This is a genomic window from Duganella sp. GW822-FHT06D06, assembly GCF_058799615.1.
On the sequence record NZ_JBXALQ010000003.1, the window covers coordinates 299,768 to 325,007 of the forward strand.

A 25,240-nucleotide genomic window follows, 5' to 3' on the forward strand; every position below is an offset into this window, starting at 1 on the left:
GCAGGTACGACTGCCCACCCGCCGGACTTGGCCTTCCGGCCTACCGCGGACCATCCGGGCCGTGCCCGAACATGTCCGCGCGATTCGGCGTTTCTCCAGCCAGGTCAATCGGCGTGGCGCCTCAAAAAGTCTTCGACAACGGTGGCCAAATCACGTGGCGCCGCCTGCATCGGGTAATGACCGCAGTCGGAGATGACGCGAAGTATCGCGTTCGGGTGCCACGATAGAAAGGTGCGCTCCATCGCCGCGGAATCGAATCCCGGATCCTTGTCACCGACAAGCACCAAGTACGGCGTTTCAAGGCCCCGAACGTCGTCAACAAAATCTGCCGTGACCAGCATTTCGAGGTACTTCGCGCGGCACGCGGGAGCGAGCGAAACGCGGCTTTGCTGGACTTTGCGAGCAATCCACTCGTCGGAGAGCCCGCCACCGACAAATTTGAACAGACGCCAAAGTGCCTCGTCATCTTCGATCGTGCTGGCAAAGAAGGCCCGGGCCTCCGGACTCAGCCGATTCCCGGCGGCAGAGACGGGGCACACCGCGACCGCACTCGCGATGCGAGACGGCGCGTCGGCGGCAAGACGTTGTGTGATCATTCCAGTCATCGAATGGCCGACGACATGGAAGCGTGCCCAACCGAGCCGGTCGGCGAGCCTGAGGCAATCTGACGCGATCTCTTCCACGGTGCATTCGCCTATCAATCCGATGGAAAGCCCATAGCCACGCAGATCGACAAAGACGAAGCTAAACGCCTGACCGTCCAGATGGGGCAGGACGGCGCTGTAGATGGAGTGGTCGCCCAGCCAGTCATGCATGATCAGGACGTGGACAGGGCCATTGCCAAGGCGCTGATATCCCAGGGTGTCGCCAGCGCCGGGGCTGATTTCAAAGTACTTATTCATTTAAGGTTCCTTTGTTGTTGGAGGAACCAAAATGAAACGCCCTCCCGGCGAACCGGGAGGGCGTTTTCAAAGCGAACTCATCCTAACAATTCCTCGAAGCTTAGTCAAGCGTCGGCATGTGCGTCATGGCTGCGCTCCTTAAAAGGTGAACTGCATGTTGATGTGGGCGATGCCTGCCTCAAAGAATTCGTCGCCGTCGATGGCGAAACCGTGGCGCTGGTAAAACGGCGCGGCGTGCGATTGCGCGCTCAGCACCACCTGCGTGTCGCCACGGCTGCGTGCCTGCGCCATCAGCACTTGCAGCAAGGCGCCGCCGACGCCGCTGCCGCGCGCGACCTGGCGCACCGCCATGCGGCCGATGTGGCCGTCCGGCAGCAGGCGGCCGGTGCCGACCGGCGTGCCGCTGGCATCGTAGGCCACCGCGTGCAGGCAGACCGCGTCCATGTGGTCCATTTCCAGTTCGGCGGGGACTTTCTGTTCTTCGACGAAGACTTCAAAGCGTATCAGCTTGGCGTCGGCATTGAGGGCGCTCCAGTCTCCGGTGCGGATGTCGTGCTTGGCGGTGTTGGTCATCGGCGTGCAGGCTCGTTGGGGGGAAGCAGGATTGTCGCATGCAAGACGCCGCTCGTGAAAGTCCATGCACACGCGCTCCTTGGCCGAACTGGCCAGCCGTTGCGGATACACCGCCCAGAGGTTAGCGTCCTAGTGCGCTCGCGACGCGGCGGCGGCAGCGGCAGCGGCAGTGCGCGCCTTCCAGGCCTGATAGATGCGTTCGGCCTGGGCGTCCGCGTCGTTTTTTTGCTGCCTTGCTCTTCATGGCCGAAGCTTAGGAAGCCACAGCGCGTCCGGTCAGCAGTCCTGCGTATTGCGTGGCCGGTTCGCCGACGACGAGGCCGGACGCGGTAATGTCGAAGAAGCGGATCTCCTTGCTGTGGTCGCTTGCGCGCACCTTGACCACCGAGATCACCCGCTTCAGCTGCCCTTCCAGCTCGACGTAGCGCTGCATGACGATGGCGTCCGCCAGGAAGGCGTTGCCGTAGGAACTAAAGCGCAGCATTTCGTAGCGGTCTTCCAGCTCGGCCGTCATCAGCACTGTCACGCCCATCGCCGTCAGCACCGCCACCATGCGGTACAGCGACTCGCGGAAATCGTCGCGGAACGGCGACGCCAGCGCCAGCTCGAAGCCGGACAGCGAGTCGATCACCACCCGCTTCGCTTGCAGGCGTTCGATCATCTCGACCAGGTCGTGCAGGATCTCATCGATCGACAGATCCAGCGTGCGGGTGTTGATGACGCCCACCCTGCCGTTTTCGATCAGCGTGTTCAAGTGATGGCTGAGCAACTGGTTCGGACTCTTCTCGAAGGCGGCGATCACGCCGGCCTCGCCCTGGGCCACGCCTTCGGCCAGGAACTGCGTGGCCAGCACCGACTTGCCCGAGCCGGACGGCCCGACCAGCAGCAGCGAATAACCGGCCGGCACGCCGCCGCCCATCATGCGGTCCAGCTCCGGCACCCCCATCGACAGCCGCTGGTGGCCGCCGATCGACACATGGTTGCCGGCCGCCTTCAGCATCGCGCGCGGGAAGATCTCCACGCCGCTGTCGTTGATGCGGAAGGTGTGGACGCCCAGGCTCTGCGCCTGGCCGCGCATCTTGACCACCTGGATCTTGCGCACCAGCGCGTCGCGATGCACCAGCTGCGACATCCAGATGATGCCGTCGGCCACCGTGAACACCGGGCTGGACTCGGCCTCCGGCGCCAGGTATTCGCCGATCAGGAAGGTGGTCGCCAGCCAGCTGGTCATCTGCATGCCCAGCTGCTGTACAAAGTGCTGCAGGCCGGCGGCGCCGCGCTCCATGCCCTGGGCCGACTGCACCACCGAGCGGAAGGAATCGACAAACACCAGGCTGGGCGCGAAATCGCGCACTTCATCGGCGATGCGCGCCAGCACCTGGTCGAAGTCGCCCTCGAGCAGGTCGGCCGCCAGGTTGACGAACTTGATCGACTGGTTGACCTTGCCGATGTCGAAGAACGGGAACTGCTGCTGGTAGCGCAGCATCTTCAGCGGCGGCTCGCCCAGCACGGTAAAGAACAGCGCGCGCCGGTCCGGACCCGCCAGCGAAAACATCATCTGGTGCGCCATCGTGGTCTTGCCGCTGCCCGGCGTGCCCGCCAACAGATTGAAGGAATACTCCGGGATCCCTCCGCCCAGCAGCTCGTCCAGGCCCGGCACGCCCGTTGGCAGACGCTGGATTTTGACTTTATCGATCATTGTTGTATTCCCTTAGCGGCGGTGTTCACGGTATCGTGGTCCCAGGCCGATCGCAGTATTGCAGTGGTCAAGGGCTCGCCGATCAATTGGATCAGCGTGTCGATGAAAGTATTGAGCAAGGCGATGCTTGCCTCGGCGGCTAGCGCCGGCGCCTGGCGTTCCAGGCTGGTCCTCAGTTTCTCGAACCGTGGGTCGGCGTCCTCCGCCAGCCACGGATATTGAACACGCACCACGTGGATACTGCGGGCGTACATCGTGTTGAAGCCTATGCGCCCGATAATGGCAATCAACTCAATGGAAAGCCGTTCCCACAGCACTACGCTGTCCGCCGCGCCGGCGTCGGCGCGGCGCGTCACAGTGCGCGCGATTATCTGGTGCAATTCGTCGTTAGTCGCCATAGGTGAGGATATTCATTCAGTAAAGCGATAAGAATCGTTCGTACCGGCAAACCGGCAATAGCGTCAATGTACATGCAAGTCGATCAGGGCCAGCAGCATCGCGATCGCCACCGGCTTGACCAGATAATGGTCGAAGCCGCTGCGCACCGCGCGCGCGCGGTCCTGCGGCTGGTTATAGCCCGACGTGGCGATGAAATACGGCGCACGCGGCGCCAGGGCGGCGCGGATGGTTTCCACCACGGCGAAGCCATCCAGGCCGGGCAATCCGATGTCGCAGATCACCACATCGAACTGCTGCGCCAGCGCCTGCTCGACCGCCAGGGCGCCATCGTAACATTGAACCACGGTATGGCCGCCCAGTTCCAGCAACTGGCTGAGCGTTTCGTTGGCGTCGTGGTTGTCCTCGACCAGCAGGATACGGCGGCGGTGCGGGCTGGGCAAGGCCGGCAGCGGCAGCGCGGGCCGCGTCGCGGCCGCCACGCTCATCGGCAGCAACACATTGAACGTGCTGCCCAGTCCGAGTCCGTCGCTGTGCGCCAGCACCGTCCCGCCGTGCATCTCGACCAGCGAGCGCACCAGCGTCAGGCCGATGCCCAGCCCGCCCTGCGCGCGGTCCAACGATTGCAGGCCCTGCGTGAACAGGTCGAAGATCACCGGCTGCAATTCGGCCGGTATGCCCATGCCATGGTCGCGCACGGACACCTGCACCATGCGGCCGACCACCTTGGCCGTCACCACGATGACCTCGTGCTCCGGCGAAAACTTGGAGGCGTTGTTGAGCAGGTTGGAAAACACCTGCGCCAGACGCATGCGGTCGCCATACACATGCGTCGTTCCCGGCGGCAGCACGACTTTCAATTGCTGCTGGCGCGCATCGATCTGCGGCTGGCTCGCATCCACCGCCGCCGCCAGCACATCGGCGATCAACAGCGGCGTCTTGTCCAGGCCGATCTTGCCGCTGCTGATGCGGGAGGCGTCGAGCAAGTCCTCGATCAGGCGCGACATGTGGCCGATCTGACGCTCGATGATCGCTTGCAGGCGTACCAGTTCGGGATTGCTGTCGGCCAGCTTGCCCAGCAAGGCGTTGGCGTGGGCGATCGGCTGCAGCGGATTGCGCAGCTCGTGCGCCAGCATCGACAGGAAGCTGGTCTGGCGCTGCGTGGCGTCTTCCGCGCTGGCCTGCTTGTCCTGCGCGCTGAACGTGGCCAGCACCAGATGCTCATTGGCTTCGCGCAGCTGCACCACATGGCTCTCCAGCGTTTGCGCGCTGGCGTGTTGCTGACGCAGGAATTCCAGCTGGACCAGCAACTGGTTGATCAGCGCGCGCAAGTCGTTCACTTCCTTGTCATGCAAGGCTTGCAGCGCCGGCATGTCTGAGGCGGCGGCGGGATCGGGTACTGCGTTGTCATTCATGATGAGGGGAAAACGCCTGGTAAATTCGATCGGAACAACGCTGCGCTTCAGCTTATGACGGTTATGTCCGACACCTTAACCGGTTTTGGCCTCCAACAGGGAAATACTACGGCGGGATTTTCCCACCGGTGGCAAGCAGCGCGCCGAAGCTGCTGGCGGGCATGGGCCGGCCAAGCAGATAGCCCTGGCCTTCATCGCAATGGTGGGCGCGCAGAAAACTCAGCTGCCCCGCCTCCTCGACGCCTTCGGCCACCACCCGCTGACCCAGGCTGCGGCCCATCGCGATCACCGCGCTGACGATGACGCCGTCGCCCGGCGCGGCATGGATATCGCGCACGAAGGACTGGTCGATCTTCAGCACGTCGATGGGAAAGCGGTTCAGATAGCTGAGGCTGGAGTAGCCGGTGCCGAAATCGTCGATCGCCAGCAGCACGCCGATTTCCTTGAGTTCGTGCAGGATGGCCGCGCTGGCGCCGGCGTCATGCATCAGCACCCCTTCCGTGAGTTCCAGCTCCAGGCAGGCCGGCGTCACGCCGCTGTCGGCCAGGATGGCGCGCAGGCGACCGACAAAGCCGTCGTCGCGGAATTCCAGCGCCGAGATATTCACCGCGATCACGCCGGGATCCAGGCCGGCGCTCTTCCAGCGCGCGACCTGCATGCACGCTTCGCGCAACACCCATTCGCCGAGCGGCACGATCAGGCCGCAGTCCTCGGCCACCGGAATGAAGCGCGACGGCGCCACCGCGCCGTGCTCGGGACAGGTCCAACGCAGCAAGGCTTCGGCGCCCGTGATGGCGCCGCTGGCCAGGTTGATGCGCGGCTGGTAGTGCAGCATGAACTCGCCCCCCTCCAGCGCGCGGTGCAGGTCGGCCTCGATGCGCTGGCGTTCGACCACCCGCAGATTCATCTCCGGACGATAGAAGTAGCTGCGGTTGCGGCCACTATGCTTGCCGTGGTACATGGCCATGTCGGCGTTGCGTATCAGCGTTTCGCCATCCCTGCCGTCTTCCGGGTACAAGCTGATGCCTATGGTGCCGCCGATGTGGACCGACTCGCCGTCGAGCAGGTAAGGCTCGGCGATGGCGCGGCACAGCGTATCGGCCAGCTCGGCCACCGCGCGTTCGTTGGCCACCTCGGCCAGCAGCACGACAAACTCGTCGCCGCCCTGCCGGCAGGCGGTGTCGGTGGTGCGCAGCACCGACAGCAGGCGCTGGCCGACCGCCTGCAACAGCAGATCGCCGATCGCGTGCCCCAGCGAATCGTTGATGACCTTGAAGCGGTCCAGGTCGACAAACAACACCGCCATCCGGCTGCCCTGGCGCGCCGCCATGGCGATCGCCTGCCCCAGGCGCTCCATCAGCAGCACACGGTTCGGCAAGCTGGTCAGGAAATCATGGTGCGCCAGGTAGCCCATGCGGTCCTTGGCGCGCCGCACCTCTTCGGTCAGCTCATGCGCGCCCAGCGTGGCCATGACCAGCTGCGCATTGGCATCGCGCAACCTGCTGAGTTCACGCGCGCGCGCGCAGGCGGCGCTGCGCATGGCGCTCGCGCTCGGCGATCTGCGCTTGCCGCAATCCCAGCTCCTTGCTTTGCTGTTCGAGCACGGCGTCGCGCTGCTCGGCGGCCAGTTCGCGCGCCACCAGCAGCGCCTCGCGTGCCGCCAGCAGCAGCTCGCCGCCGGCCAGCACCGTCCGTCCAGCGCTGCGCCGGTCGTGCGCCCCCTCCTGCGGTCCGCAACGGCGTTCCGGTCGGGATTGGTTGGCGACATTGCTACTCATGGTGAACCTTTCATGCGGGTTTGATGGGCGGCGGCAAGGCACTGTAGATCCGCTGATGCTGGAGCCGGTCGCGCCAGGCGGCGTCGATCACGCCGGCCGCCAGCGGCTCGCCCACCAACAGCAGCAACAATTCATAGAACATGCTGAACAGGCCGCGGCTGGCCGCCAGCCCTTCGGCCGCGCTGCGTCCCGCCAATTGCGCGCCCAGCAAATCGAACGAATGCATCGCGGAACTGCGCGCGGGCGTGTTGCGCAGCCAGGGGAAACGGACGCCGCACAGATCGACACAGCGGCAGAACAAGGCCATGAAGCCGTTATCGCCCACAATCGGCGCCAACTGCTGGTGAACGGCGCGCCACAGCTGCATGGAACGGCGGGACACCAGCACCGGTTGATTCGTCTCCAACCACATCAGGACGGCTTGCGGATAGTACTTTTCAGCGGTCATGATATTTCCATCAAAAACAGCCGCCCGGCCCGTGTGCCGGGGCGACACTTGGTTCGCTGATGAGCTACACGATAAAAAACCGCTCGGTGGAGCGGTTTTTTATCTGCCTTAAGCCGCTTTTCCCGCGGGTTTTTTGTGCCGCGTTACCGCGCCCACAATGCCCAGTCCGGCCAGCATCATGAACAGCATCTCCGGTTCCGGCACGGCGGAAATCAGCGCCATGCCGTAGGCGCCGCCATTCAAGCCGTCCGCCACCCCGGTCACCACCAGATGGTAGGCGCCGGCCAGGTTCAAGCCGATGTCGACGCTGATGTTATTGCCTGGGAAAGTGCCGTACCAGACCGTGTCCGTGCCCGAGGTGCCGCCCCAGACCGTATAGCTCAGGCCCTGGATATGGAACACATCCAGCCCCCTGAACTCGACATTGAGCGCATTGGCCGACGCGCCCAGGCTGCCGGTACTGACGATGAAGTCGATGGTATCCGTGAAGGCGGAGGCGTCGTGGACGAACAGGTGGCCGTAGGGGTTTGCCGGACTCAAAGGCAAGACCCCAGCGTCGATGCTGATGTTATTCGCCGACGCCATGCCGCTGGCGGCGAGCAAGGCCAGGCTGGCCAATACGAACTTAGTTTTCATTATTTACATCCCTAGAAAAAGCACTGCATGGCCCGGATACCGGGAAGAGTCCCACACCGCCGGACTACGAGGCGGCAACACGGCAGTGCGCCTAAATCCGCATCTGCATTTCATCAACAACCTTGCGTACGCCCGGCGCGCCCCAGGCGGCATGGATGGCGCACACCCGCTCCTCCCAGGTGGAGACGAAGCCGCACAGCGTCACCTGGTCATCCTGTAGCCGTATCTCGACCCGATGGGCGCTGTCGCGCCGGGCGCAGCGCAATAGCGCGCCTTCGATATCGTGTTTCAAGGCGCTCAGCGCAACGGCAGGCTTGATCGCGATGGCGTTGTCGACGCCGCGCACGCCGGTGAGGTTGCGCACGGCCTGCTCGGCTGCCAGGCGCTGATACTGCCAATCGACGTCGCCCGTCAGTTGCACGAAGCCACCATCGACCGCGACCTTGAGCCGGGTGGCCGGCGCCGCGGTCTGCCATGCCAGCGCGTGCTCGACCGCCCGCATCAACGCGCCGTCGCTGCGCCGCCCGCTGCCAGCAAGCTGCACAACCAGCGCCTCGCTGCGCGCCGGTGCGCCCGCCAAACGCAACACCAGTTGCTCGGCCGCCCATTTTTCGCCCAGTGTGCCCACCTGCCCTGCCAGGGTGACGACGCCTTCATGGACATCGACGCCGACCTGGGCGGCATTGATCGCAGGATCCCAGGCGAGCTGGGCCATGACGTCCAGTTGTAGTTGCCGGTCGGTATACATCAACGTTTCCCCATCGCTAATCCTGTTCAATAAGCCATCGTGACCGCGGCGGCGATGTCGTTCTGTGGGTTTCCGCACACAACTATTGGGCGTAGCTTTTTTGCATCATTATTTCCACAATGCATGTATGCCAGGCCACAGACCAGCGCGCCGAATGCTGCCAGCCTTGGCTATGAGCATTTTCATAGCAATACGACATTCGAGGAATCCATGAATACCGCAGCGTTTAGTCAAAACCGGCTGCTGGCAACGCTGAGCGACGCGGAGTTCGGCCGCCTGTCGCCGCATCTGGAACTGATATGCCTAGCCCAGGGCGACATCTTGTATCACTGCGGGGGACAATTGATGTACGTCTATTTCCCGACCACGGCCATCGTCTCCATTCAATATGAGTTGGAAGATGGCGGCGCCTCGGAAATTGCCAGTGTCGGCAACGAAGGTTGCTAGGCGTATCGTTGTTCATGGGCGGCGCCACCACGCCCAACCGGGCGGTCGTGCACAGCGCAGGTTACGGTTACCGCTTGTGGGCGAACCGCTTGCTGGAGGAGTTTCATCGCAAGGGGCCGCTGTTCGATCGATTGTTGCGCTATACGCAAGGGTTGATGACTCAGATGTCGCAAACTGCGGTCTGCAACAGCCATCATTCGACCACGCAGCGCCTGTGCCGCTGGCTGCTGCAAACACTGGACCATTCGAATACCAGCGAGCTGGTGGTGACGCAGGAGGCACTGGGGACGATCTTGGGCGTGCGGCGCGAAGGCATCACCGAAGCGGCCCGCCGCCTGCAGGCGCTGGGGCTGATAAGCTGCCGGCGCGGCCGCATCCGCGTGTTGACGCGGATCGGGCTTGAACAACACGTCTGCGAATGCTACGAGGTGATGCGCAAAGAGTCTGCGCGGCTGATGGCGCCACAGATCACGCCGGCGATACCGCATCGCGAATGGCGCCTGCGCGGCGACAACCTCAGCCGGCGGTCTGGACAGGAGGACCGCCGCAAACGGCCGGCGAGCGATCAGGACCAAACGGCACCGGACGATGCCCAGGCCATTATCGTTTTCCCCAAATAGGCGTCAGGCCAGCTTCATCTTGGCCCGCAGCGCTTCGCGCACATGCGGCGTGGCGGCATACGGATCGCCGGGATTGGTGCCGGCGACGATGTGTTCCATGCGTTCCTGCACCCCGGCCAGCGCGCCCGGGTGCGAGTAGATGTAGAAGTCGCCGTTGGCGATGGCCTTGAAGGTGATCTCCGCCACGTCCGGGGCCGACACTTTGCCGGACGATACCGCCTTGTCCGTCATCGCTTGCGCCGCCAGCTGGCTGGCGGTCGGGCCCTGCGTCATGCGCACGTCCTCGGGTCGGTTGCGGTGCGACTGGCTGATCCCGGTCGGCACGAAATACGGGCACAGCACCGACGCCCCGATCGGCGCGCCGACCAGTTGCAGATCCTGGTACAAAGTCTCCGACAATGACACCACCGCATGCTTGGAGACGTTGTACACGCCCATCGCCGGCGCGTTCAGCAGGCCCGCCATCGACGCCGTGTTGACGATGTGGCCTTCGAACGACGGATCGTTCCTGGCCGACTCCAGCATCAGCTTGGTGAAGATGCGCACGCCGTGGATCACGCCCCAGACGTTCACACCCATCACCCATTCCCAATCGGCCTCGGTGTTTTCCCAGATCAGGCCGCCGGAGCCGACGCCGGCGTTGTTGAACAGCAGATGCACGGCGCCGAATTTCGCCACGGCCGCTTCGGCCAGCGCCTGCACTTGCTCGCCCTTGCGCACGTCGCACAGGCGGGCGATCACGCTGGCGCCCTGCGCCGTCAGCTCGTCGACGGCGCGTTGCAGCGCATCGCCCTGCACGTCGGCCAGCACCAGCTTCATGCCCTCGCGCGCCGCCACATTGGCGAATTCACGGCCCAAACCACTTGCGCCGCCGGTGATGACGACGACCTTGTCTTTGAATGTTTTCATTAGGTGAGTTTGACCAGTTGTTTGCCGAAGTTCCGCCCTTGCAGCAGGCCCATGAATGCTTGCGGCGCGGCCGCGAGGCCGTCCGCTACCGATTCCCGGTATTTGATCTGGTGATTGGCGACCAGCACAGCGAGCTCCTGCAAGCCCTGCTGCCAGAATTCCATATGCTCGGTGACGATGAAGCCGCGCAGCATCAGGCGGTTGATCAGCAGCAGGCGCGAATTCTTGATCGGCATTTCCTGGCCGTTGAAGCCGGCGATCAGGCCGCACAGCGCCACGCGGGCGTAGGGATTGGTGCGCGCCAGCGCCGCGTCCAGGCAGGCGCCGCCGACGTTTTCAAAGATCGCATCGACGCCGTCCGGCGTGGCGGCGGCCAGGTCGGCCTCCAGATTGCCGGCCTTGTAGTCGACACAGGCATCGAAGCCCAGCTGCTGGACGACGTACTCGCACTTCTCCGGCCCGCCGGCGATGCCGACCACATGGCAGCCCCGCAACCGGGCCAGTTGCCCGACCACGCTGCCGACCGCGCCGCTGGCCGCCGACACCAGCACCGTATCGCCGGCGCCCGCTTCCAGGATTTGATGGAAGCCGTACCAGGCCGCCATGCCCGGCATGCCGACCACGCCCAGATAGGCCGACAAAGGAATGCGCGTGGTGTCGAGCTTGCGCAGCAGCACGCCGTCGGACACGCCCATCTCGGCCCAGCCCAGCATGCCGCCGACGGCATCGCCAACCTTGAAATAGTCGTTGCGCGATGCCAGCACCTGGCCCACGGTGCCGCCTATCATGGTCTCGTCCAGCGCTTGCGAGGTGGCGTAGCTCTTGGCCGCGCTCATGCGCCCGCGCATGTACGGGTCCAGCGACAGATAGTGATTGCGGATCAGCACCTCGCCGTCGGCCAGCTCGGGCACGTCCACCGTCTCCAGCCGGAAGTTCTCCGCCGCCACCGGGCCGCGCGGACGCGCCGCCATCACGATGCGCTGGTAAGTCTTGGGTAGCGCGGTCATGGTCAAACCGCCGACACGCCGCCGTCCACCGCCAGGATCTGGCCGGTGATGTGCTTGCCGGCGTCGGAGGCGAACAGCACCGCCGCGCCTTTCAGGTCTTCGTCGTCGCCCAGGCGGCCCAGCGGCGCGTCCTTGGACAGCTCGTCCGGCCCCAGTTTTTCCAGCAGGCCCTTGGTCATCTTCGACGGGAAGAAGCCCGGCGCCAGCGCGTTGACGGTGATGCCGTGACGGCCCCACTCGCCCGCCAGCGTGCGCGTAAAGTTGACCAGCGCGCCTTTCGAGGTGTTGTAGGCGATGGTCTGCATGGTGCCCGGCGGATTGCCGGCCAGGCCGGCGATCGAGGCGATGTTGATGATGCGGCCGTAGCCGCGCGGAATCATCGAGCGCTTGCCGACCAGCTGCGACACCACGAAGATGCTGCGGATGTTCAGGTTCATCACCTTGTCCCATGCTTCGAGCGGATGGTCTTCGGCGGGCGCGCCCCAGCTGGCGCCGGCGTTGTTGATGAGGATGTCGATATGGCCGAGCTGGGCCAGCGCGGCCGTCACCAGCGCGTCCGCATGCGCGTCCTGCGACAGGTCGGCGGCGATGGCGTGGGCGCTGATGCCGTGGCCGCTCAGGAAGGCCACCGCTTCATCCAGTTCCGCCTGCTTGCGCGAGGAGATGACCACCCTGGCGCCCTGCTCGCCCAGCGCCAGCGCCATTTGCAGGCCCAGGCCGCGCGAACCGCCGGTGATCAGCGCGGTCTTGCCGGCCAGGGAAAACAATTCTTGAGTTGTACGCATTGCGGGTGTCCTTAACTGTTAGATTTCGTAGTCCATGCATTGGCGCGCATCGCGCACCGCGACGAAGAAAGGCTTCATGGCCACGTGGTCGGGATGGTTCTGGTATTCGTCCAGCGCGGCCTTGTCGGTGAATTCGGAGTACAGCATCACGTCATAAGTCGCTTCCAGGCCGGGCTGGGCCACGACGGCCTCCAGCTTCAGCAGGCCGGGCACCAGGCCGACGCAAGCGTCCAGCAGCGCCTTCATCCTGGCCGCGTTGGTGGCGCGGTCGGCGCCTTCGGCATGGTCCTTCAATTTCCACATTACGATGTGCTTGATCATCTGGTCTCGCTTTGGTTATCGCTTGTTTAAAACCACGCGTCGCGCATGTCGAGCGTGGTGGTGTCTATGCTGGCCAGCAGTTCCAGCTGCTGTTCGACTTTCGGCAGTTCCCAGCGGAAGAAGTAGCGGCAGGCTTGCAGCTTGCCGCGATAGAAATCGGCATCGCCGGCTTCCAAGCCGGCGGCGGCCAGCAAGGCCTGCTGCAACCAGATCCAGGCGACCACCACGTGGCCGACCGCTTCGAGGTACAGGCTGGCGTTGGCCAGGGTTTTATTCAGGTCGCCGGCAGCATACAGCTTTTGCGTGACGAGTTCCACTGCTTGCCAAGCGGCATCCAATGCATCGGCGTGCGCCAGCAGCTCCTTGCCGATGCCGGCCAACTCCGATAGCCCGGCCGGCAGCGCATCTGGCGCGCCGACGCTGCCGCGCACCTTGCGTACCGTCTTGCGCAGCTCGGCGCCGAAGGCTTTGAACAGCGCGCCGTCCTGCATGCTGGCCTTGCGGCCCAGCAGGTCGAGGCCGTGGATGCCGTGGGTGCCTTCGTGGATGGCGTTCAGGCGGTTGTCGCGGTAGAACTGCTCGACGTTGTATTCCCGCGTGTAGCCGTAGCCGCCGTGCACCTGGATCGCCAGGCTGTTGGCCTCCACGCACCATTGCGACGGCCAGGATTTGGTGATCGGCGTCAGGAAGTCCAGCAAACGGCCCGCATGCTCGCGCGCTTCCGGCGTTTCGGCGCTGTGCTGCTCGTCGACCAGGCGGGCGCTGTACAGCACCAGGCCGAGGCCGCCTTCGACATAGGCCTTCTGCGCCAGCAGCATGCGCCGCACGTCGGTGTGCTCGATGATCGGCAGTTGCGGCTGGGCCGGATCTTTTTGCGCGGGATGGCGGCCTTGCGGGCGGTTGCGGGCGTAGTCCAGCGCGTGCAGGTAGCCGGTGTAGCCGAGCACCGCGGCGCCCAGGCCGACGGCGATGCGCGCCTCGTTCATCATGTGGAACATATTGGCCAGGCCCTGGTGCGGCTGGCCGACCAGGTAGCCGATGGCGCCGCCCTGGCCTTGCGGCTGGAACTTGCCTTCGCCGAAGTTGAGCAGGCAGTTGCTGGTGCCGCGGTTGCCCATCTTGTGGTTCAGGCCGGCCAGCACGACGTCGTTGCGCTCGCCGAGGCTGCCGTCTTCGTGGACCAGGAACTTGGGCACGACGAACAGCGAGATGCCTTTGACGCCGGGAATCAGCTTGCCGTCCGGGCCGGGGATCTTGGCCAGCACCAGGTGGACGATGTTGTCCGACAGTTCGTGCTCGCCGGCCGAGATCCACATCTTGTTGCCGCTCAGGCGGAACTGGCGCTCGCCGTCGAGGCCGGGCTGCGGATCGGGCACGGCGCGGCTGACGATGTCGGACAGGCTGGACCCGGCCTGCGGCTCCGACAGGCACATGGTGCCAAAGAAACGCCCGGCGAACATCGGTTCGGCGTAGCGCCGCACCTGTTCCGGCGTGCCGCTCTTGAGCAGGGTGTTGGCCCCGCTCATGGTCAGGAAGGTGTAGGCGCTGGTGGAGACGTTGGCCGCGGTGAAGTACGCCGACAGCGCCTTCTGCATCACCACAGGCAGCTGCATGCCGCCGTGCTCGTAGTCCTGGCCGGCCGCCATCAGGCCGGCGGCACAGAAGGCGTCCAGCGCCGTCTTCACCTCCGGGATGAGTTCGACGCTGAGGCAGCGCTCGCCTTGCACGGCGCGCGCCTCCTCGCTATCGCCTTTCTTGTTGTGCGGCGCGAACAGCCCGGTGGCGAGCTGCTCGGCCGTATCGAGGGCGGCATCGAAGGTTTCGCGGTTGTGGTCCTGGAAGCGGGCGCGCCGGGTCAGCGCCTCCGCATCCAGCCATTCGTACAGCATGAAGGCGAGGTCGCGGCGCGACAGCAGGAAGGACGGCATGGCTTACACCACTTCGAACAGGCCCGCCGCTCCCTGGCCGCCACCGATGCACATGGTGACGACCACATATTTGACGCCACGGCGCTTGCCTTCCAGCAGCGCATGGCCGGTCAGGCGCGCGCCCGACACGCCGTACGGGTGGCCGACGGCGATCGCGCCGCCGTTCACGTTGAGGCGGTCCAGCGGGATGCCCAGCGTGTCGGCGCAGTACAGCACCTGCACGGCGAAGGCTTCGTTCAGCTCCCACAGGCCGATGTCCTCGACCTTCAGACCGGCCTTCTTCAGCAGCTTGGGAATCGCGAACACCGGGCCGATGCCCATCTCGTCCGGTTCGCAACCGGCGACGGCGAAGCCGCGGAAGATGCCCAGCGGCTGCAAGCCCTTGGCGGCGGCGGTCTGCGCGCTCATCACGATGGCCATCGAGGCGCCGTCCGAGAACTGGCTGGCATTGCCGGCGCTGATGACGCCGCCCGGCACCGCGCTGCGGATTTTCGAGACCGCTTCATAGGTCGTATCGGCGCGGATGCCTTCATCGGCCGAGATCGTCACTTCCCTGGTCAGCAGCATGCCGCTGGCCTTGTCGGCCACGCCCATGGTGGTGGTCATCGGCACAATTTCGGCATCGAAGCGGCCGGCCGCCTGGGCGGCGGCGGCGCGCTGCTGGCTCTGCACGCCGTATTCGTCCTGGCGCTCGCGGCTGATGTTGTAGCGCTTGGCCACGGTTTCCGCCGTCTGCAGCATCGGCCAGTAGATTTCCGGCTTGTGCTGCGACAGCCAGACTTCCTTGTACATGTGCATATTCATTTCCTGCTGCACGCAGGAGATCGATTCCACGCCGCCGGCGGCGTAGATGTCGCCTTCGCCGGCGATGATGCGCTGGGCCGCGCTGGCGATGGTCTGCAGGCCGGACGAGCAGAAGCGGTTGATGGTCATGCCGCCGGTGGTGACCGGGCAGCCGCCGCGGATGGCGATCTGGCGCGCGATGTTGCCGCCAGTGGCGCCCTCGGGATTGGCGCAGCCGACCAGCACGTCTTCCACTTCGCCCGCCTCGATGCCCGCGCGGCTGATCGCCGCCTGCAGCGCATGGCCGCCCAGGGTGGCGCCGTGCGTCATGTTGAACGCGCCTTTCCACGACTTGGCCAAACCAGTACGGGCGGTTGAAACAATGACGGCGTCGATCATGAAAGTCTCCTATGAGTGGGTGTTTTTAGTGAAACCAGAATAGCATATTTTAGTACGGTCGTTCGCAAATTATTCAAGTAAGTTTCGCGTAAGTTTGGAGCAAGCTTTGCGTAAGGTTCGCGATGCACACTGCGCTCAAGCTGACGAAAATGTAACTATCTCGGCTGGGGAAATCCAAAAAAATTACAGGAGATAAAAATGACGACAACATCAGGCACTGCCGATCCGCGCAACCTGCCCAAGTCCGGCGCGATCACGCCGGAGGAACGCAAGGTGATCTTTGCATCCTCGCTGGGCACGGTTTTCGAATGGTACGATTTCTATCTGTACGGTTCGCTCGCGCCGATCATCGCCAAGCAGTTCTTCATCGGCGAACCGACCACCACCTTTATTTTCGCACTGCTGGCGTTTGCCGCCGGTTTCATTGTGCGCCCGTTCGGCGCGCTGGTGTTCGGCCGCCTCGGCGACATGATCGGCCGTAAATACACCTTCCTGATCACCATCCTGATCATGGGCGCCTCGACCTTCATTGTCGGCCTGCTACCCGGCTATGCGGCGATAGGCATCACGGCGCCGATCATCCTGGTCTCGCTGCGCATTCTGCAAGGCCTGGCGCTGGGCGGCGAGTACGGCGGCGCGGCCACCTACGTGGCCGAGCATGCGCCGCACGACAAGCGCGGTTCGTTCACCTCGTGGATCCAGACCACCGCCACGCTGGGTCTGTTCCTGTCGCTGCTGGTGATTCTCGGCACCCGCACCGCCATCGGCGAAGAAGAGTTCGCTGCCTGGGGCTGGCGCGTGCCGTTCCTGGTATCGGTGCTGCTGCTTGGTGTTTCGGTGTGGATCCGCCTGTCGATGAACGAGTCGCCGGCCTTCGCCAAGATGAAGGCCGAAGGCAGGACCTCGAAAGCACCGCTGAGCGAAGCCTTCGGCCAGTGGCGCAACCTGAAAGTCGTGATCCTGGCGCTGGTCGGCCTGACCATGGGCCAGGCGGTGGTGTGGTACACCGGCCAGTTCTACGCGCTGTTCTTCATGACCCAGGTGCTGAAGATCGACGGCGCCAGCGCCAACATCATGACCGCCCTGTCGCTGGCACTGGCGACGCCGTTCTTCATCTTCTTCGGCATCCTGTCGGACAAGATCGGCCGCAAGTGGATCATCCTGGGCGGCTGCGTGCTGGCCGCGGTGACCTACTTCCCGCTGTTCGGCGCGCTGACCCACTACGGCAATCCGGCGCTGGAAACGGCACTGAAGAACTCGCCAGTGGTGGTGATCGCCGATCCGGCATCGTGCCACTTCCTGTTCAACCCGACCGCGACCAAGAAATTCCCTTCGTCGTGCGACATCGCCGCCGGCATGCTGTCGAACGCTTCGGTGAACTACACCACGCAAGATGCGCCGTCCGGCACCGTCGCCAAGATCAAGGTGGGCGACAAGGAAATCACCGCCTTCACCGCCACCATGACGCCTGACGGCCTGAACTTCGACAAGGCCAGCAAGGACGCTGAAGCCGCGCTGAAGAAGGAAGTCGGCGGCGCCATCAAGGCCGCGGGCTATCCAGCCAAGGCTGACGAAACGCAGATCAACAAGCCGATGGTGGTGGCGGTGCTGTTCATCCTGGTGCTGTATGTGACCATGGTGTACGGTCCGATTGCCGCCATGCTGGTGGAGATGTTCCCTACCCGCATCCGCTACACCTCGATGTCCCTGCCTTACCACATCGGTAACGGCTGGTTCGGCGGTTTGCTGCCGACCATCTCGTTCGCGCTGGTGGCGTTCAAGGGCGACATCTACTACGGCCTGTGGTATCCGATCATCATCGCCCTGATCACGGCCGTGATCGGCGCGCTGTTCGTCAGCGAAACCAAGGACAACAACATCTACGCCAACGACTAAGCCGCCTTGCTTAGCCTGAAATAGCCGCCAGCGATGGCGGCTATTTTTTTTGTTCCTCACGCTTTAGGGCTACGCGGCGGCTGCATATCCTGATCTTGCGGTGGCCTCGCTGGTGCCCGTGCAGGCATTGCGGTTGCCGCTGCCGACCACTACTGACCAGTACTACAGCGCGCTATCGCTTACTAAAAATGCCGTGCTGAATGCTAAACGCCGCTATATTTTTTTGCCTGTATTCGTTAGAGGTGGTTAGTAGTTTTTAGTTCCGAAAATAGCGCGGGGTCGCACGAAATATCGATGGTTAGCGCTGGGTAGTAGTGGTTATCGGGGTTTAGTAAAAGCCGAAAAAACAGGACCCGCCCTGTGCACGCCTTTTGCGCTATAGTCTGGCTTATCAAAAATAACACGCCGAACGCCATGATCCGATTGACGATAGCCAGCCTGATGTTCCTCCACCTTGGCGGCGCCGGCGCGCAGGAAACGCCGGCCGAAGAGGTCCAGGCGGTCGAGGTCAGCGGCATCAGGAATCCGGAGCTGCGCTCGTATCGCAATATGCTGGCCGGCCTGGACGCGTTCGAGCACGGCCGCAAGCGGGCACCGGATGCCGACACCTTGCGCTTCATTCTCAAGCCGCGGCAGCCGGGCGTGTTCATCAACGGCATCACCTTGCGCATCGCCGGCGGCGACACCAGCATCGCCGTGCCGGTCGGCGCCGACGGCGGCTTCGTGCTGCCGCGCAGCCAGGCGGCCGATGACAGCGACGCCGACATCATCCTCAACCGCAAGAGCGGCACCTTCAGCGGCACGCCGGAAATCAAGAGCGCCGGCGTGCCGGCCGATATGCGCAGGCTGGGCGATATCCGGCTCGAATGCGAAGTGATGATTGCCATCGCAAAAAAGGAAATCAATTTCGCGCTGCGGGCCCTCGCCACCGCCGCGCTGGGCGGCGGCGACTGGTGCATGTCGTCCAGGATCCACTACGGCACCTCGGCGCCATGGCCGTCGGACAGCGTGACGCTGGTGCACGGCGCGCGGCGGCAGCTGATCTCGGCGGGGCGGCGCCAGAAGTACTTCACCATGCCGCTGCGCGACAGCAGCTGGCCGGACGACACGCTGATCGAATTCCAGCCCTCGGCGCCGGCCACCGTGGCCGAGTTGAGCAAGGAACCGCTGTACCTGCGCGGCACGATGAACAAGTGGACCACGGCCACGCCGTTGAAGCAGGTGGAGGCCGGCGTCTTCAGCGTCGACGTCGCGCTGCCCAAGGGGGTGAGCCGGTTCAGGGTCGGCTCGCAGGATTTTCGTATGGTCGAACTGGGCCGGGACGACCAGCAAGGCAAGCTGCTGGCCGACAAGGCGCAGCCGCTGGCCTGGGCCGGCCGCGACCTGTGGTTCGACACGCCGCAAGCCGGCACCTACACCTTCGCGCTCAACGTCGCCACGCCCGACGCGCCCGTGCTGACCGTCACGCAGCGCCAATAAAAAAAACCGCCAAAAATGGCGGCCCAGGCGCTTAAACGAGAAAGCGTGAATCTTATCGAACTTCTTACCGGTATCTGATATCGACGCCAAGCTGCCCGGCACAGCTCAAAGGCTGGCTACGCATTGCAAAGTATCGAGGAACTATTGGACTCCGCCTCTACGGGCGAGATATGACACGCTTCATGTCTGCCTCCAGAAAAACGCTGGTTAGTAACGTGCTGCTCACGCTGCAACCCGAACCGTTTTTTAGGGCTTCGAAGGTTTGTTTGATGCTATGTGGAAAGTATAGTACATATTTTTGAAAAAACTCACACCCCGGAAAATTTTTTTGGAGGTGTGAGTTTTCCCCCACATCAACTATTGAAGCCCTTGCCCTCGTCGGCCAGCTTGACCAGCAGCGGCGCCGGTTTCCAGGCGCTGCCCTGGTGGCCCTGGGCGTACTTGTTGATCGCCGCCAGCACGTTCGGCAAGCCCACCGTGTCGGCGTAGAACATCGGGCCGCCGCGGAACAGCGGGAAGCCATAACCGGTCAGGTAGACCATGTCGATGTCCGAGGCGCGCAGGGCGATGCCCTCTTCCAGGATGTGGGCCGCTTCGTTGACCATCGAGTACACCAGGCGTTCGACGATCTCCTGGTCGCTGATCTTGCGGCGCGCCACGCCGATGTCGGCCGAGTGCTGCACGATCATGGCGTCGACCTGTTCGTTCGGATAGGCCTTGCGGTCGCCCGCCTTGTAGTCGTACCAGCCGGCGCCGGTTTTCTGGCCGTAGCGGCCCATCTCGCACAGCAGGTCGGCGGTCTTGGAGTAGCTGATTTCCGGCTTCTCCACGTAGCGACGCTTGCGGATGGCCCAGCCGATGTCGTTGCCGGCCAGGTCGCCCATGCGGAACGGCCCCATGGCGAAGCCGAACTTCTCGACCGCCTTGTCGACCTGCTCCGGCAAGGCGCCCTCCTCCAGCAGGAAGCCGGCCTGGCGGCTGTACTGCTCGATCATGCGGTTGCCGATGAAGCCGTCGCACACGCCCGACACCACGCCGGTCTTCCTGAGTTTTTTCGACAGCGCCAGCGCGGTGGCCAGCACGTCCTTGCCGGTCTGCGCGCCGCGCACGATTTCCAGCAGCTTCATCACGTTGGCGGGGCTGAAGAAGTGGGTGCCGATCACGTCCTGCGGACGCTTGGTGAAGCCGGCGATCTGGTTCAGGTCCAAAGTCGAGGTGTTGGAGGCCAGGATGGCGCCCGGCTTCATCACTTCGTCCAGCTTGCGGAACACGGCTTCCTTGACGCCCATCTCCTCGAACACGGCCTCGACCACGATATCGGCCTGGCCGATGTCCTCATACGCCAGCGTGCCGCTGACCAGGGCCATGCGCTGGTCGAACTTCTCCTGCGTCAGCTTGCCCTTTTTCATGGTGTTTTCGTAGTTCTTGCGGATCGTCGCCAAGCCCTTGTCCAGCGCCTCCTGCCTGGTTTCCAGCATGACCACCGGGATGCCGGCGTTCAGGAAGTTCATGGCGATGCCGCCGCCCATGGTGCCGGCGCCGATCACGGCGGCCTGCTTGATGGCGCGCACCGGCGTATCGGCCGGGACGTCCGGCACCTTGCTGGCGACGCGCTCGGCGAAGAAGGCGTGGCGCAGCGCTTTCGATTCGGTGGTCTGGATCAGGTGCAGGAAGCGTTCGCGCTCGAACTTCATGCCGTCTTCGAATTTCATCGTGACCGAGGCGGCCACCGTTTCCACGCACTCCAGCGGCGCCGGGAACGGGCCGGACATGGCCTTGACGGTGTTGCGCGAGAATTGCAGGAAGGCTTCGTGGTTCGGGTAGTCGACTTTGCGGTCGCGCACTTTCGGCAGCGGACGCGCATCGGCGATGGTTACGGCAAAGGCCACGGCCGAGGCGACCAGGTCGGCATCGGCGGCGAACACGGCGTCGAACAGCGCGGTGTCGGCCAGCTTGTCGGACAGTACCGGCGTGCCGGAAACGATCATGTTCAACGCCATCTCCAGGCCCAGCACGCGCGGCAGGCGCTGCGTGCCGCCGGCGCCCGGCAGCAGGCCCAGCTTGACTTCCGGCAGCGCGATCTGCGCGCCCGGCATCGCCACGCGGTAGTGGCAGCCCAGCGACAGCTCCAGCCCGCCGCCCATGCAGACGGTGTGGATGGCGGCCACCACCGGCTTGGTCGAGCTTTCGGCGGTGGCGATCAGCGTGTGCAGGCTGGGCTCGGCCAGCGCCTTCGGCGAATTGAATTCCTTGATGTCGGCGCCGCCCGAGAAGGCCTTGCCGGCGCCGGTGATGACGATGGCTTTGACGGCGTCGTCCGCCAGCGCCTGCTGGATGCCCTTGACCGCCGCTGTGCGGGTGGCCAGGCCCAGGCCGTTGACCGGCGGATTGTTCAGCGTGATGACGGCAACCGTGCCGCGGACTTGATATTCAGCAGTCATGTCTCTTCCTTATGTTTTAGTGGAGCTTTAATAAGATCGTCAGCCCACTCACTATACCGCATAAAAGAACGGTCGTATTATTTTTTTATTGACCTTATCGCATGGTACAGGATGGCCCGGCGGGCAGCCATGCAAACTTGCCGCTTCGGACAGCGCTTTCGATTGCGGAGAAACCGCTTTTTGGCCAGAGGCCGGCGCTGGCGGCGTGAGCGGCACTGCGGTAAAGTAGCGGCTTGCCGGCGGCCGCCGGCCTGGCCAACTTATAAGGTTTTACCATGCACATTTCCCGCCGCTCGATCGCCCTGCTGCTGCCCCTGACCCTGGTCGCGGCCAGCGCCTATGCGCTTTCGCTCGCCGACCTGAGCAACCAGGACGCCACCGGCGGACTCAAGGCGGCACTGGACAAGGGCTCGTCGCTGGCGGTCGCCAAGCTCGGCGCGGAGAACGGTTTCCTCAACAATGAGAAGGTGCGCATCCCGCTGCCGAAGATCCTCGAGCAGGCGCGCCCGCTGCTGAAGATGACCGGCAAGGGCCAGCAGCTCGACGAGCTGGTGCTGCAGATGAACCACGCGGCCGAGGCGGCGGTGCCGCTGGCCAAGCCGCTGCTGCTGGACGCCGTCAAGTCCATGAGCGTCACCGACGCCAAGAACATCCTGACCGGCGGCGACACCTCGGTGACCGATTTCTTCCGCGAGAAGACCGCGCCGAAACTGGCGCTGCAGTTCCTGCCGATCGTGAAAAAGGTCACCGACCGCTCCGACCTGGCCAACAAGTACAACACCGCGATGGCGATGGCGCCCAAGCTGGGCGTGCTGGCCAAGGAACAGACCACGGTCGAAGGCTACGTGACCCAGCGCGCGCTGGACGGCCTGTACACGATGATAGGCGAGGAAGAAAAGGCCATCCGCGCCGATCCGCTCGGCGCCGGTAGCAAGCTGATCGGCAAGGTGTTCGGCGCCCTCAAGTAACAGCGGGCCTCCTCCCTCAGCCCGGTTCGCCGGGCTTTTTTTTCGACCCGTTTCAGTAGCTGTAGAACATGCGCTGGATTGCCTTGCTGTCGCTGGTCTTGGTCAGCGCCAGCATCAGCAGGATGCGGGCTTTTTGCGGGTTCAGCGTATCGGAGACCACAAAGTCCAGCTCATCGTCGTTGGCTTCGCCGTTGCGGGCCACGATGCCCTGGCCGACGCGGGCCGAGCGCACGATCAGCACGCCTTGCTTGCGGGCCGCCGTCAGCGAAGGCAAGACTTTCGATGCAAGGCTGCCGTCGCCGACGCCGGCGTGGATGATGCCCTTGGCGCCTGCGGCCACCAATGCGTTCAGCGCGACCGGGCTGACGTTGGCGTAGCCGTAGACGATGTCGACCTGCGGCAGCACGTCCAGCTTGCTGATGTCGAACTCGGTGTCGACCGTGTGCTTGCGGGTCGACGCGTGGTAGAAGTAAGGCTTGTTGCCCTGGAAGTAGCCCAGCATGCCCAGTTCCGGCGTCTTGAAGCTGTCCGGGGTCGAGGTGTTGGTCTTGGTGACGTCGCGGGCGCCGTGGATCTGGTCGTTCATCGCGACCAGCACGCCCTTGCCGACGGCTTCCTGGCTGGCGGCCAGCAGCACGGCGTTGTACAGGTTGATCGGACCGTCGGCCGACAGCGCGGTGCCCGGACGCATGGCGCCGACCAGCACGACCGGCTTCTTGCTCTTGACGACCAGGTCCAGGAAGTAAGCGGTTTCTTCCAGCGTGTCGGTGCCGTGGGTGATCACGATGCCGTCGACATCGGGCTGGGCCAACAGCACGTTGACGCGCTTGGCCAGGGTCAGCCAATGCTCGTTGCTCATGTTTTCGCTGGCGATCTGGAACACTTGCTCACCTTTGACCTGGGCCACCTTGGCCAGTTCCGGCACGGCCTGGATCAGGCGCTCGACACCGACCGTGGCGGCGGTGTAGCCGACCGTGGTGGTGCTGGTGGCGCCGCTGCCGGCGATGGTGCCGCCGGTGGCCAGGATGGTGACGTGGGCCGATGGCGCGGCGTCAGCGGCGCGCACCGCAGGAACGGCCCCGGCCAGCAACGCCAAGGCGCACAGCGCGGACAACAAACGGGAGGAAATAGGAACGTACATAGAGTCTCCAAGAAAGATTAGGGGGATGGGGTCCGATCCCGAAACGGTTCAAACCCCGGTGCTGCTTTGTGGGTTTTATTCGCCGAAATGTCAGAACTTATGCCGGATTCCGACCGCCAGTGCTCGCGATCCATCTCCTGCAGCCGGCGCGCTGCCGCCGCTGGAGGCATCGCCCACCACATTGGTGGCGGCCAGCTCGTTGCGGATGGTGCCGAATGAGCTGTAGAGGTTGGTGCGTTTGGACAGCGTGTGGATATAGCCCACCGCAAACTGTCTTCCACCCCGCTGGGTCGCGGAACGGTCCTGCTTTTTCACATACGAGGCCAGCAACTTGCCTTGTCCGAACGGCGCCGACGCGCCCAGCAGGAAGTCGCGGAAATCGCCGCCGACGTCGTCCTTTTCGGTTTCAAACGCGGCGTGCACCGTCGCGGGGCCGAAGTTGTAGCTCGCGCCCAGCAGGACCGCTTTCATCGTATTGAAGGAAGTGAGCTTCAGGCTGTCATATGCCAAGGTTGCCACCAGCGGGCCCGCCGCGTAGTCGATGGAAAAAGCGATGGTACGGCCCAAGCTGCTATCGCCGGCCTGTTCGCCCAAACCATACATCACGGTGGCCGACAAGCCGTTCAGCTGGGGCGTTGCATAGCTGATGGTGTTGTTGGTGCGTGCCGTGCCGATGCTCATCAGATTGGTGGCGGCGCCGGTATAGCCGGTTTCAAAGGGGTCGATGCCGTCCAGCGCGATGAAGATCGGGTTGCATTGACGGCCCAGGTTGACGGTACCGGCGCTGGTAGTCAGGCCGACATAGGCATGGCGGCCGAACAAGGCGCCGTTCTGGCGCGCCTTGCCGGTGTCGAGATCGAGCCCGTTCTCCAGCACGAAGTGGGCGTTCATGCCATTGCCCAGGTCCTCCTGCCCCTTGAAGCCCAGCCGGCTGCCGGACTGCACGCCACTGGCCAGCTTGGTGACCGCGCCACCGGCGCCCCCTGTTTCGCGGGCGATGCCCGCGTCCAGTATGCCGTAGACGGTGACGCCGGATTGCGCCGAGGCGGCGCCGGCGGCGGAGGCGGAGGCGAGCAAGAGACCAGCTACTAATGATGCTTTCATAAAAGATCCAATAAGTTTGTGCGAAAGGTAGAACCACGCGACCGGGCACACGGGAACGCCGCACCCGGAAAATCGAGGGTGCAGCGATACCCGCCGGACCTGCGGGAGCAAGGTCCGGGCTCGGTCAGCCGTGAAGTTAGCGATGAGTGGCGCGCAAGCGGCGCCGCCAGACTGGCGGTGCCGGCGCTCAGGTCATGAAACTGGCCTGCGCGTTCGGGCGGGAATTACTTTGTTCATTTTTCTTTGTCTCCGTTTTATTTGTATAAAAAGCGCTTCGAGGCGGATGGCCGTCATCGAATAAACTTTTCACAACAGAGATAGCACTATCCGTGCCATGGGAATGGCAGGCCGGACAATCGATCCAAACCATTGATTACATGAGGTTCTTTTGAATTGTGTGGGGCCAGGCGCCGGCGC

General features: G+C 64.0%; 22 protein-coding genes and 1 pseudogene. 4 read left to right on the forward strand and 19 right to left on the reverse strand.

Annotated elements, in window-relative coordinates:
• Nucleotides 1-104: 104 nt before the first annotated feature.
• From AC1RMD_RS07490 to AC1RMD_RS07535, 10 genes are all read right to left on the reverse strand, one after another.
• Complete coding sequence (locus AC1RMD_RS07490) at nt 105-902, reverse strand: alpha/beta fold hydrolase (RefSeq protein ID WP_492925191.1); 798 nt, start codon at nt 900-902, stop codon at nt 105-107.
• 138 nt (nt 903-1,040) lie between these two features.
• Complete coding sequence (locus tag AC1RMD_RS07495; protein WP_492925193.1) at nt 1,041-1,475, reverse strand: GNAT family N-acetyltransferase; 435 nt, start codon at nt 1,473-1,475, stop codon at nt 1,041-1,043.
• 253 nt (nt 1,476-1,728) lie between these two features.
• Complete coding sequence (locus tag AC1RMD_RS07500; protein WP_492925195.1) at nt 1,729-3,174, reverse strand: DUF7125 family protein; 1,446 nt, start codon at nt 3,172-3,174, stop codon at nt 1,729-1,731.
• The gene (locus tag AC1RMD_RS07505) at nt 3,171-3,572 is read right to left on the reverse strand and encodes a hypothetical protein (RefSeq protein ID WP_492925197.1); all 402 of its coding nucleotides are present in this window, start codon (nt 3,570-3,572) and stop codon (nt 3,171-3,173) included. Before AC1RMD_RS07505 ends, AC1RMD_RS07500 begins: the two co-directional genes overlap by 4 nt.
• Before the next feature lie 63 nt (nt 3,573-3,635).
• Nucleotides 3,636-4,985 (reverse strand): hybrid sensor histidine kinase/response regulator, encoded by a 1,350-nt coding sequence (locus AC1RMD_RS07510; RefSeq protein WP_492925199.1) that lies wholly within the window; start codon nt 4,983-4,985, stop codon nt 3,636-3,638.
• Between the two features lie 106 nt (nt 4,986-5,091).
• Nucleotides 5,092-6,525 carry a putative bifunctional diguanylate cyclase/phosphodiesterase gene (locus AC1RMD_RS07515; protein ID WP_492925201.1) on the reverse strand — a complete coding sequence of 478 codons (1,434 nt, stop codon included), beginning with the start codon at nt 6,523-6,525 and terminating at the stop codon, nt 5,092-5,094.
• Nucleotides 6,494-6,763: a hypothetical protein gene (locus AC1RMD_RS07520; RefSeq protein WP_492925203.1), complete on the reverse strand. Its 270-nt coding sequence runs from the start codon at nt 6,761-6,763 to the stop codon at nt 6,494-6,496. Before AC1RMD_RS07520 ends, AC1RMD_RS07515 begins: the two co-directional genes overlap by 32 nt.
• 10 nt (nt 6,764-6,773) lie before the next feature.
• Nucleotides 6,774-7,211 carry a hypothetical protein gene (locus AC1RMD_RS07525; RefSeq protein WP_492925205.1) on the reverse strand — a complete coding sequence of 146 codons (438 nt, stop codon included), beginning with the start codon at nt 7,209-7,211 and terminating at the stop codon, nt 6,774-6,776.
• 108 nt (nt 7,212-7,319) lie between these two features.
• Nucleotides 7,320-7,847 carry an FxDxF family PEP-CTERM protein gene (locus AC1RMD_RS07530; protein WP_492925207.1) on the reverse strand — a complete coding sequence of 176 codons (528 nt, stop codon included), beginning with the start codon at nt 7,845-7,847 and terminating at the stop codon, nt 7,320-7,322.
• Between the two features lie 91 nt (nt 7,848-7,938).
• Complete coding sequence (locus AC1RMD_RS07535; protein WP_492925209.1) at nt 7,939-8,595, reverse strand: BON domain-containing protein; 657 nt, start codon at nt 8,593-8,595, stop codon at nt 7,939-7,941.
• Nucleotides 8,596-8,805: 210 nt separating this feature from the next.
• On the opposite strand from AC1RMD_RS07535, the pseudogene AC1RMD_RS07540 reads away from it, so the two are divergent.
• Nucleotides 8,806-9,503 (forward strand): annotated as a pseudogene (locus AC1RMD_RS07540) (Crp/Fnr family transcriptional regulator); the annotation flags it as partial.
• Nucleotides 9,504-9,665: 162 nt separating this feature from the next.
• On the opposite strand, the gene AC1RMD_RS07545 reads toward AC1RMD_RS07540, so the two are convergent.
• Genes AC1RMD_RS07545 through AC1RMD_RS07570 form a run of 6 tightly spaced genes read right to left on the reverse strand, consistent with a single transcriptional unit; the run spans nt 9,666 to nt 15,794 of the window.
• Nucleotides 9,666-10,571 (reverse strand): SDR family oxidoreductase, encoded by a 906-nt coding sequence (locus AC1RMD_RS07545; RefSeq protein ID WP_492925211.1) that lies wholly within the window; start codon nt 10,569-10,571, stop codon nt 9,666-9,668.
• Nucleotides 10,571-11,578, reverse strand: coding sequence for an NADP-dependent oxidoreductase (locus tag AC1RMD_RS07550; RefSeq protein ID WP_492925213.1), 1,008 nt, complete (start codon nt 11,576-11,578; stop codon nt 10,571-10,573). The genes AC1RMD_RS07545 and AC1RMD_RS07550 overlap by 1 nt, the downstream gene beginning before the upstream one ends.
• A gap of 2 nt (nt 11,579-11,580) precedes the next feature.
• Entirely contained in the window at nt 11,581-12,363 is a 783-nt protein-coding gene (locus AC1RMD_RS07555; RefSeq protein WP_492925215.1) for an SDR family oxidoreductase, read from the reverse strand.
• A gap of 18 nt (nt 12,364-12,381) precedes the next feature.
• Nucleotides 12,382-12,684, reverse strand: a complete 303-nt coding sequence (locus AC1RMD_RS07560; RefSeq protein ID WP_492925217.1) for a Dabb family protein — start codon at nt 12,682-12,684, stop codon at nt 12,382-12,384.
• A 26-nt stretch (nt 12,685-12,710) separates the two neighbouring features.
• Nucleotides 12,711-14,612: an acyl-CoA dehydrogenase gene (locus AC1RMD_RS07565; RefSeq protein WP_492925219.1), complete on the reverse strand. Its 1,902-nt coding sequence runs from the start codon at nt 14,610-14,612 to the stop codon at nt 12,711-12,713.
• A 3-nt stretch (nt 14,613-14,615) separates the two neighbouring features.
• Nucleotides 14,616-15,794, reverse strand: coding sequence for an acetyl-CoA C-acyltransferase (locus tag AC1RMD_RS07570; RefSeq protein WP_492925221.1), 1,179 nt, complete (start codon nt 15,792-15,794; stop codon nt 14,616-14,618).
• Between the two features lie 198 nt (nt 15,795-15,992).
• Here AC1RMD_RS07570 and AC1RMD_RS07575 point away from each other — a divergent pair, with 198 nt between their 5' ends.
• Nucleotides 15,993-17,690, forward strand: coding sequence for an MFS transporter (locus AC1RMD_RS07575; RefSeq protein ID WP_492925222.1), 1,698 nt, complete (start codon nt 15,993-15,995; stop codon nt 17,688-17,690).
• A 414-nt stretch (nt 17,691-18,104) separates the two neighbouring features.
• Nucleotides 18,105-19,169, forward strand: coding sequence for an early set domain-containing protein (locus AC1RMD_RS07580; RefSeq protein WP_492925224.1), 1,065 nt, complete (start codon nt 18,105-18,107; stop codon nt 19,167-19,169).
• A 353-nt stretch (nt 19,170-19,522) separates the two neighbouring features.
• Here the strand turns inward: AC1RMD_RS07580 and AC1RMD_RS07585 are convergent, their stop codons facing one another.
• Entirely contained in the window at nt 19,523-21,610 is a 2,088-nt protein-coding gene (locus AC1RMD_RS07585; protein WP_492925226.1) for a 3-hydroxyacyl-CoA dehydrogenase NAD-binding domain-containing protein, read from the reverse strand.
• Nucleotides 21,611-21,885: 275 nt separating this feature from the next.
• Between AC1RMD_RS07585 and AC1RMD_RS07590 the strand changes: the two genes are divergently transcribed.
• Nucleotides 21,886-22,578, forward strand: coding sequence for a DUF4197 domain-containing protein (locus AC1RMD_RS07590; RefSeq protein WP_492925228.1), 693 nt, complete (start codon nt 21,886-21,888; stop codon nt 22,576-22,578).
• Nucleotides 22,579-22,630: 52 nt separating this feature from the next.
• Here AC1RMD_RS07590 and AC1RMD_RS07595 read toward each other — a convergent pair whose 3' ends face one another.
• Together AC1RMD_RS07595 and AC1RMD_RS07600 are read right to left on the reverse strand one after the other, a co-directional pair.
• Nucleotides 22,631-23,719: a type II asparaginase gene (locus AC1RMD_RS07595; RefSeq protein ID WP_492925230.1), complete on the reverse strand. Its 1,089-nt coding sequence runs from the start codon at nt 23,717-23,719 to the stop codon at nt 22,631-22,633.
• Between the two features lie 90 nt (nt 23,720-23,809).
• Nucleotides 23,810-24,823: a porin gene (locus AC1RMD_RS07600; RefSeq protein WP_492925232.1), complete on the reverse strand. Its 1,014-nt coding sequence runs from the start codon at nt 24,821-24,823 to the stop codon at nt 23,810-23,812.
• Between the last annotated feature and the right edge of the window lie 417 nt (nt 24,824-25,240).

What these genes read in the sequence shown, in the direction of transcription:
- AC1RMD_RS07490 (WP_492925191.1), bottom strand. Translation starts at nt 902, where the DNA reads ATGAATAAGTACTTTGAAATCAGCCCCGGCGCTGGCGACACCCTGGGA.
- AC1RMD_RS07495 (WP_492925193.1), bottom strand. Translation starts at nt 1,475, where the DNA reads ATGACCAACACCGCCAAGCACGACATCCGCACCGGAGACTGGAGCGCC.
- AC1RMD_RS07500 (WP_492925195.1), bottom strand. Translation starts at nt 3,174, where the DNA reads ATGATCGATAAAGTCAAAATCCAGCGTCTGCCAACGGGCGTGCCGGGC.
- AC1RMD_RS07505 (WP_492925197.1), bottom strand. Translation starts at nt 3,572, where the DNA reads ATGGCGACTAACGACGAATTGCACCAGATAATCGCGCGCACTGTGACG.
- AC1RMD_RS07510 (WP_492925199.1), bottom strand. Translation starts at nt 4,985, where the DNA reads ATGAATGACAACGCAGTACCCGATCCCGCCGCCGCCTCAGACATGCCG.
- AC1RMD_RS07515 (WP_492925201.1), bottom strand. Translation starts at nt 6,525, where the DNA reads ATGCGCAGCGCCGCCTGCGCGCGCGCGCGTGAACTCAGCAGGTTGCGC.
- AC1RMD_RS07520 (WP_492925203.1), bottom strand. Translation starts at nt 6,763, where the DNA reads ATGAGTAGCAATGTCGCCAACCAATCCCGACCGGAACGCCGTTGCGGA.
- AC1RMD_RS07525 (WP_492925205.1), bottom strand. Translation starts at nt 7,211, where the DNA reads ATGACCGCTGAAAAGTACTATCCGCAAGCCGTCCTGATGTGGTTGGAG.
- AC1RMD_RS07530 (WP_492925207.1), bottom strand. Translation starts at nt 7,847, where the DNA reads ATGAAAACTAAGTTCGTATTGGCCAGCCTGGCCTTGCTCGCCGCCAGC.
- AC1RMD_RS07535 (WP_492925209.1), bottom strand. Translation starts at nt 8,595, where the DNA reads ATGTATACCGACCGGCAACTACAACTGGACGTCATGGCCCAGCTCGCC.
- AC1RMD_RS07545 (WP_492925211.1), bottom strand. Translation starts at nt 10,571, where the DNA reads ATGAAAACATTCAAAGACAAGGTCGTCGTCATCACCGGCGGCGCAAGT.
- AC1RMD_RS07550 (WP_492925213.1), bottom strand. Translation starts at nt 11,578, where the DNA reads ATGACCGCGCTACCCAAGACTTACCAGCGCATCGTGATGGCGGCGCGT.
- AC1RMD_RS07555 (WP_492925215.1), bottom strand. Translation starts at nt 12,363, where the DNA reads ATGCGTACAACTCAAGAATTGTTTTCCCTGGCCGGCAAGACCGCGCTG.
- AC1RMD_RS07560 (WP_492925217.1), bottom strand. Translation starts at nt 12,684, where the DNA reads ATGATCAAGCACATCGTAATGTGGAAATTGAAGGACCATGCCGAAGGC.
- AC1RMD_RS07565 (WP_492925219.1), bottom strand. Translation starts at nt 14,612, where the DNA reads ATGCCGTCCTTCCTGCTGTCGCGCCGCGACCTCGCCTTCATGCTGTAC.
- AC1RMD_RS07570 (WP_492925221.1), bottom strand. Translation starts at nt 15,794, where the DNA reads ATGATCGACGCCGTCATTGTTTCAACCGCCCGTACTGGTTTGGCCAAG.
- AC1RMD_RS07575 (WP_492925222.1), top strand. Translation starts at nt 15,993, where the DNA reads ATGACGACAACATCAGGCACTGCCGATCCGCGCAACCTGCCCAAGTCC.
- AC1RMD_RS07580 (WP_492925224.1), top strand. Translation starts at nt 18,105, where the DNA reads ATGATCCGATTGACGATAGCCAGCCTGATGTTCCTCCACCTTGGCGGC.
- AC1RMD_RS07585 (WP_492925226.1), bottom strand. Translation starts at nt 21,610, where the DNA reads ATGACTGCTGAATATCAAGTCCGCGGCACGGTTGCCGTCATCACGCTG.
- AC1RMD_RS07590 (WP_492925228.1), top strand. Translation starts at nt 21,886, where the DNA reads ATGCACATTTCCCGCCGCTCGATCGCCCTGCTGCTGCCCCTGACCCTG.
- AC1RMD_RS07595 (WP_492925230.1), bottom strand. Translation starts at nt 23,719, where the DNA reads ATGTACGTTCCTATTTCCTCCCGTTTGTTGTCCGCGCTGTGCGCCTTG.
- AC1RMD_RS07600 (WP_492925232.1), bottom strand. Translation starts at nt 24,823, where the DNA reads ATGAAAGCATCATTAGTAGCTGGTCTCTTGCTCGCCTCCGCCTCCGCC.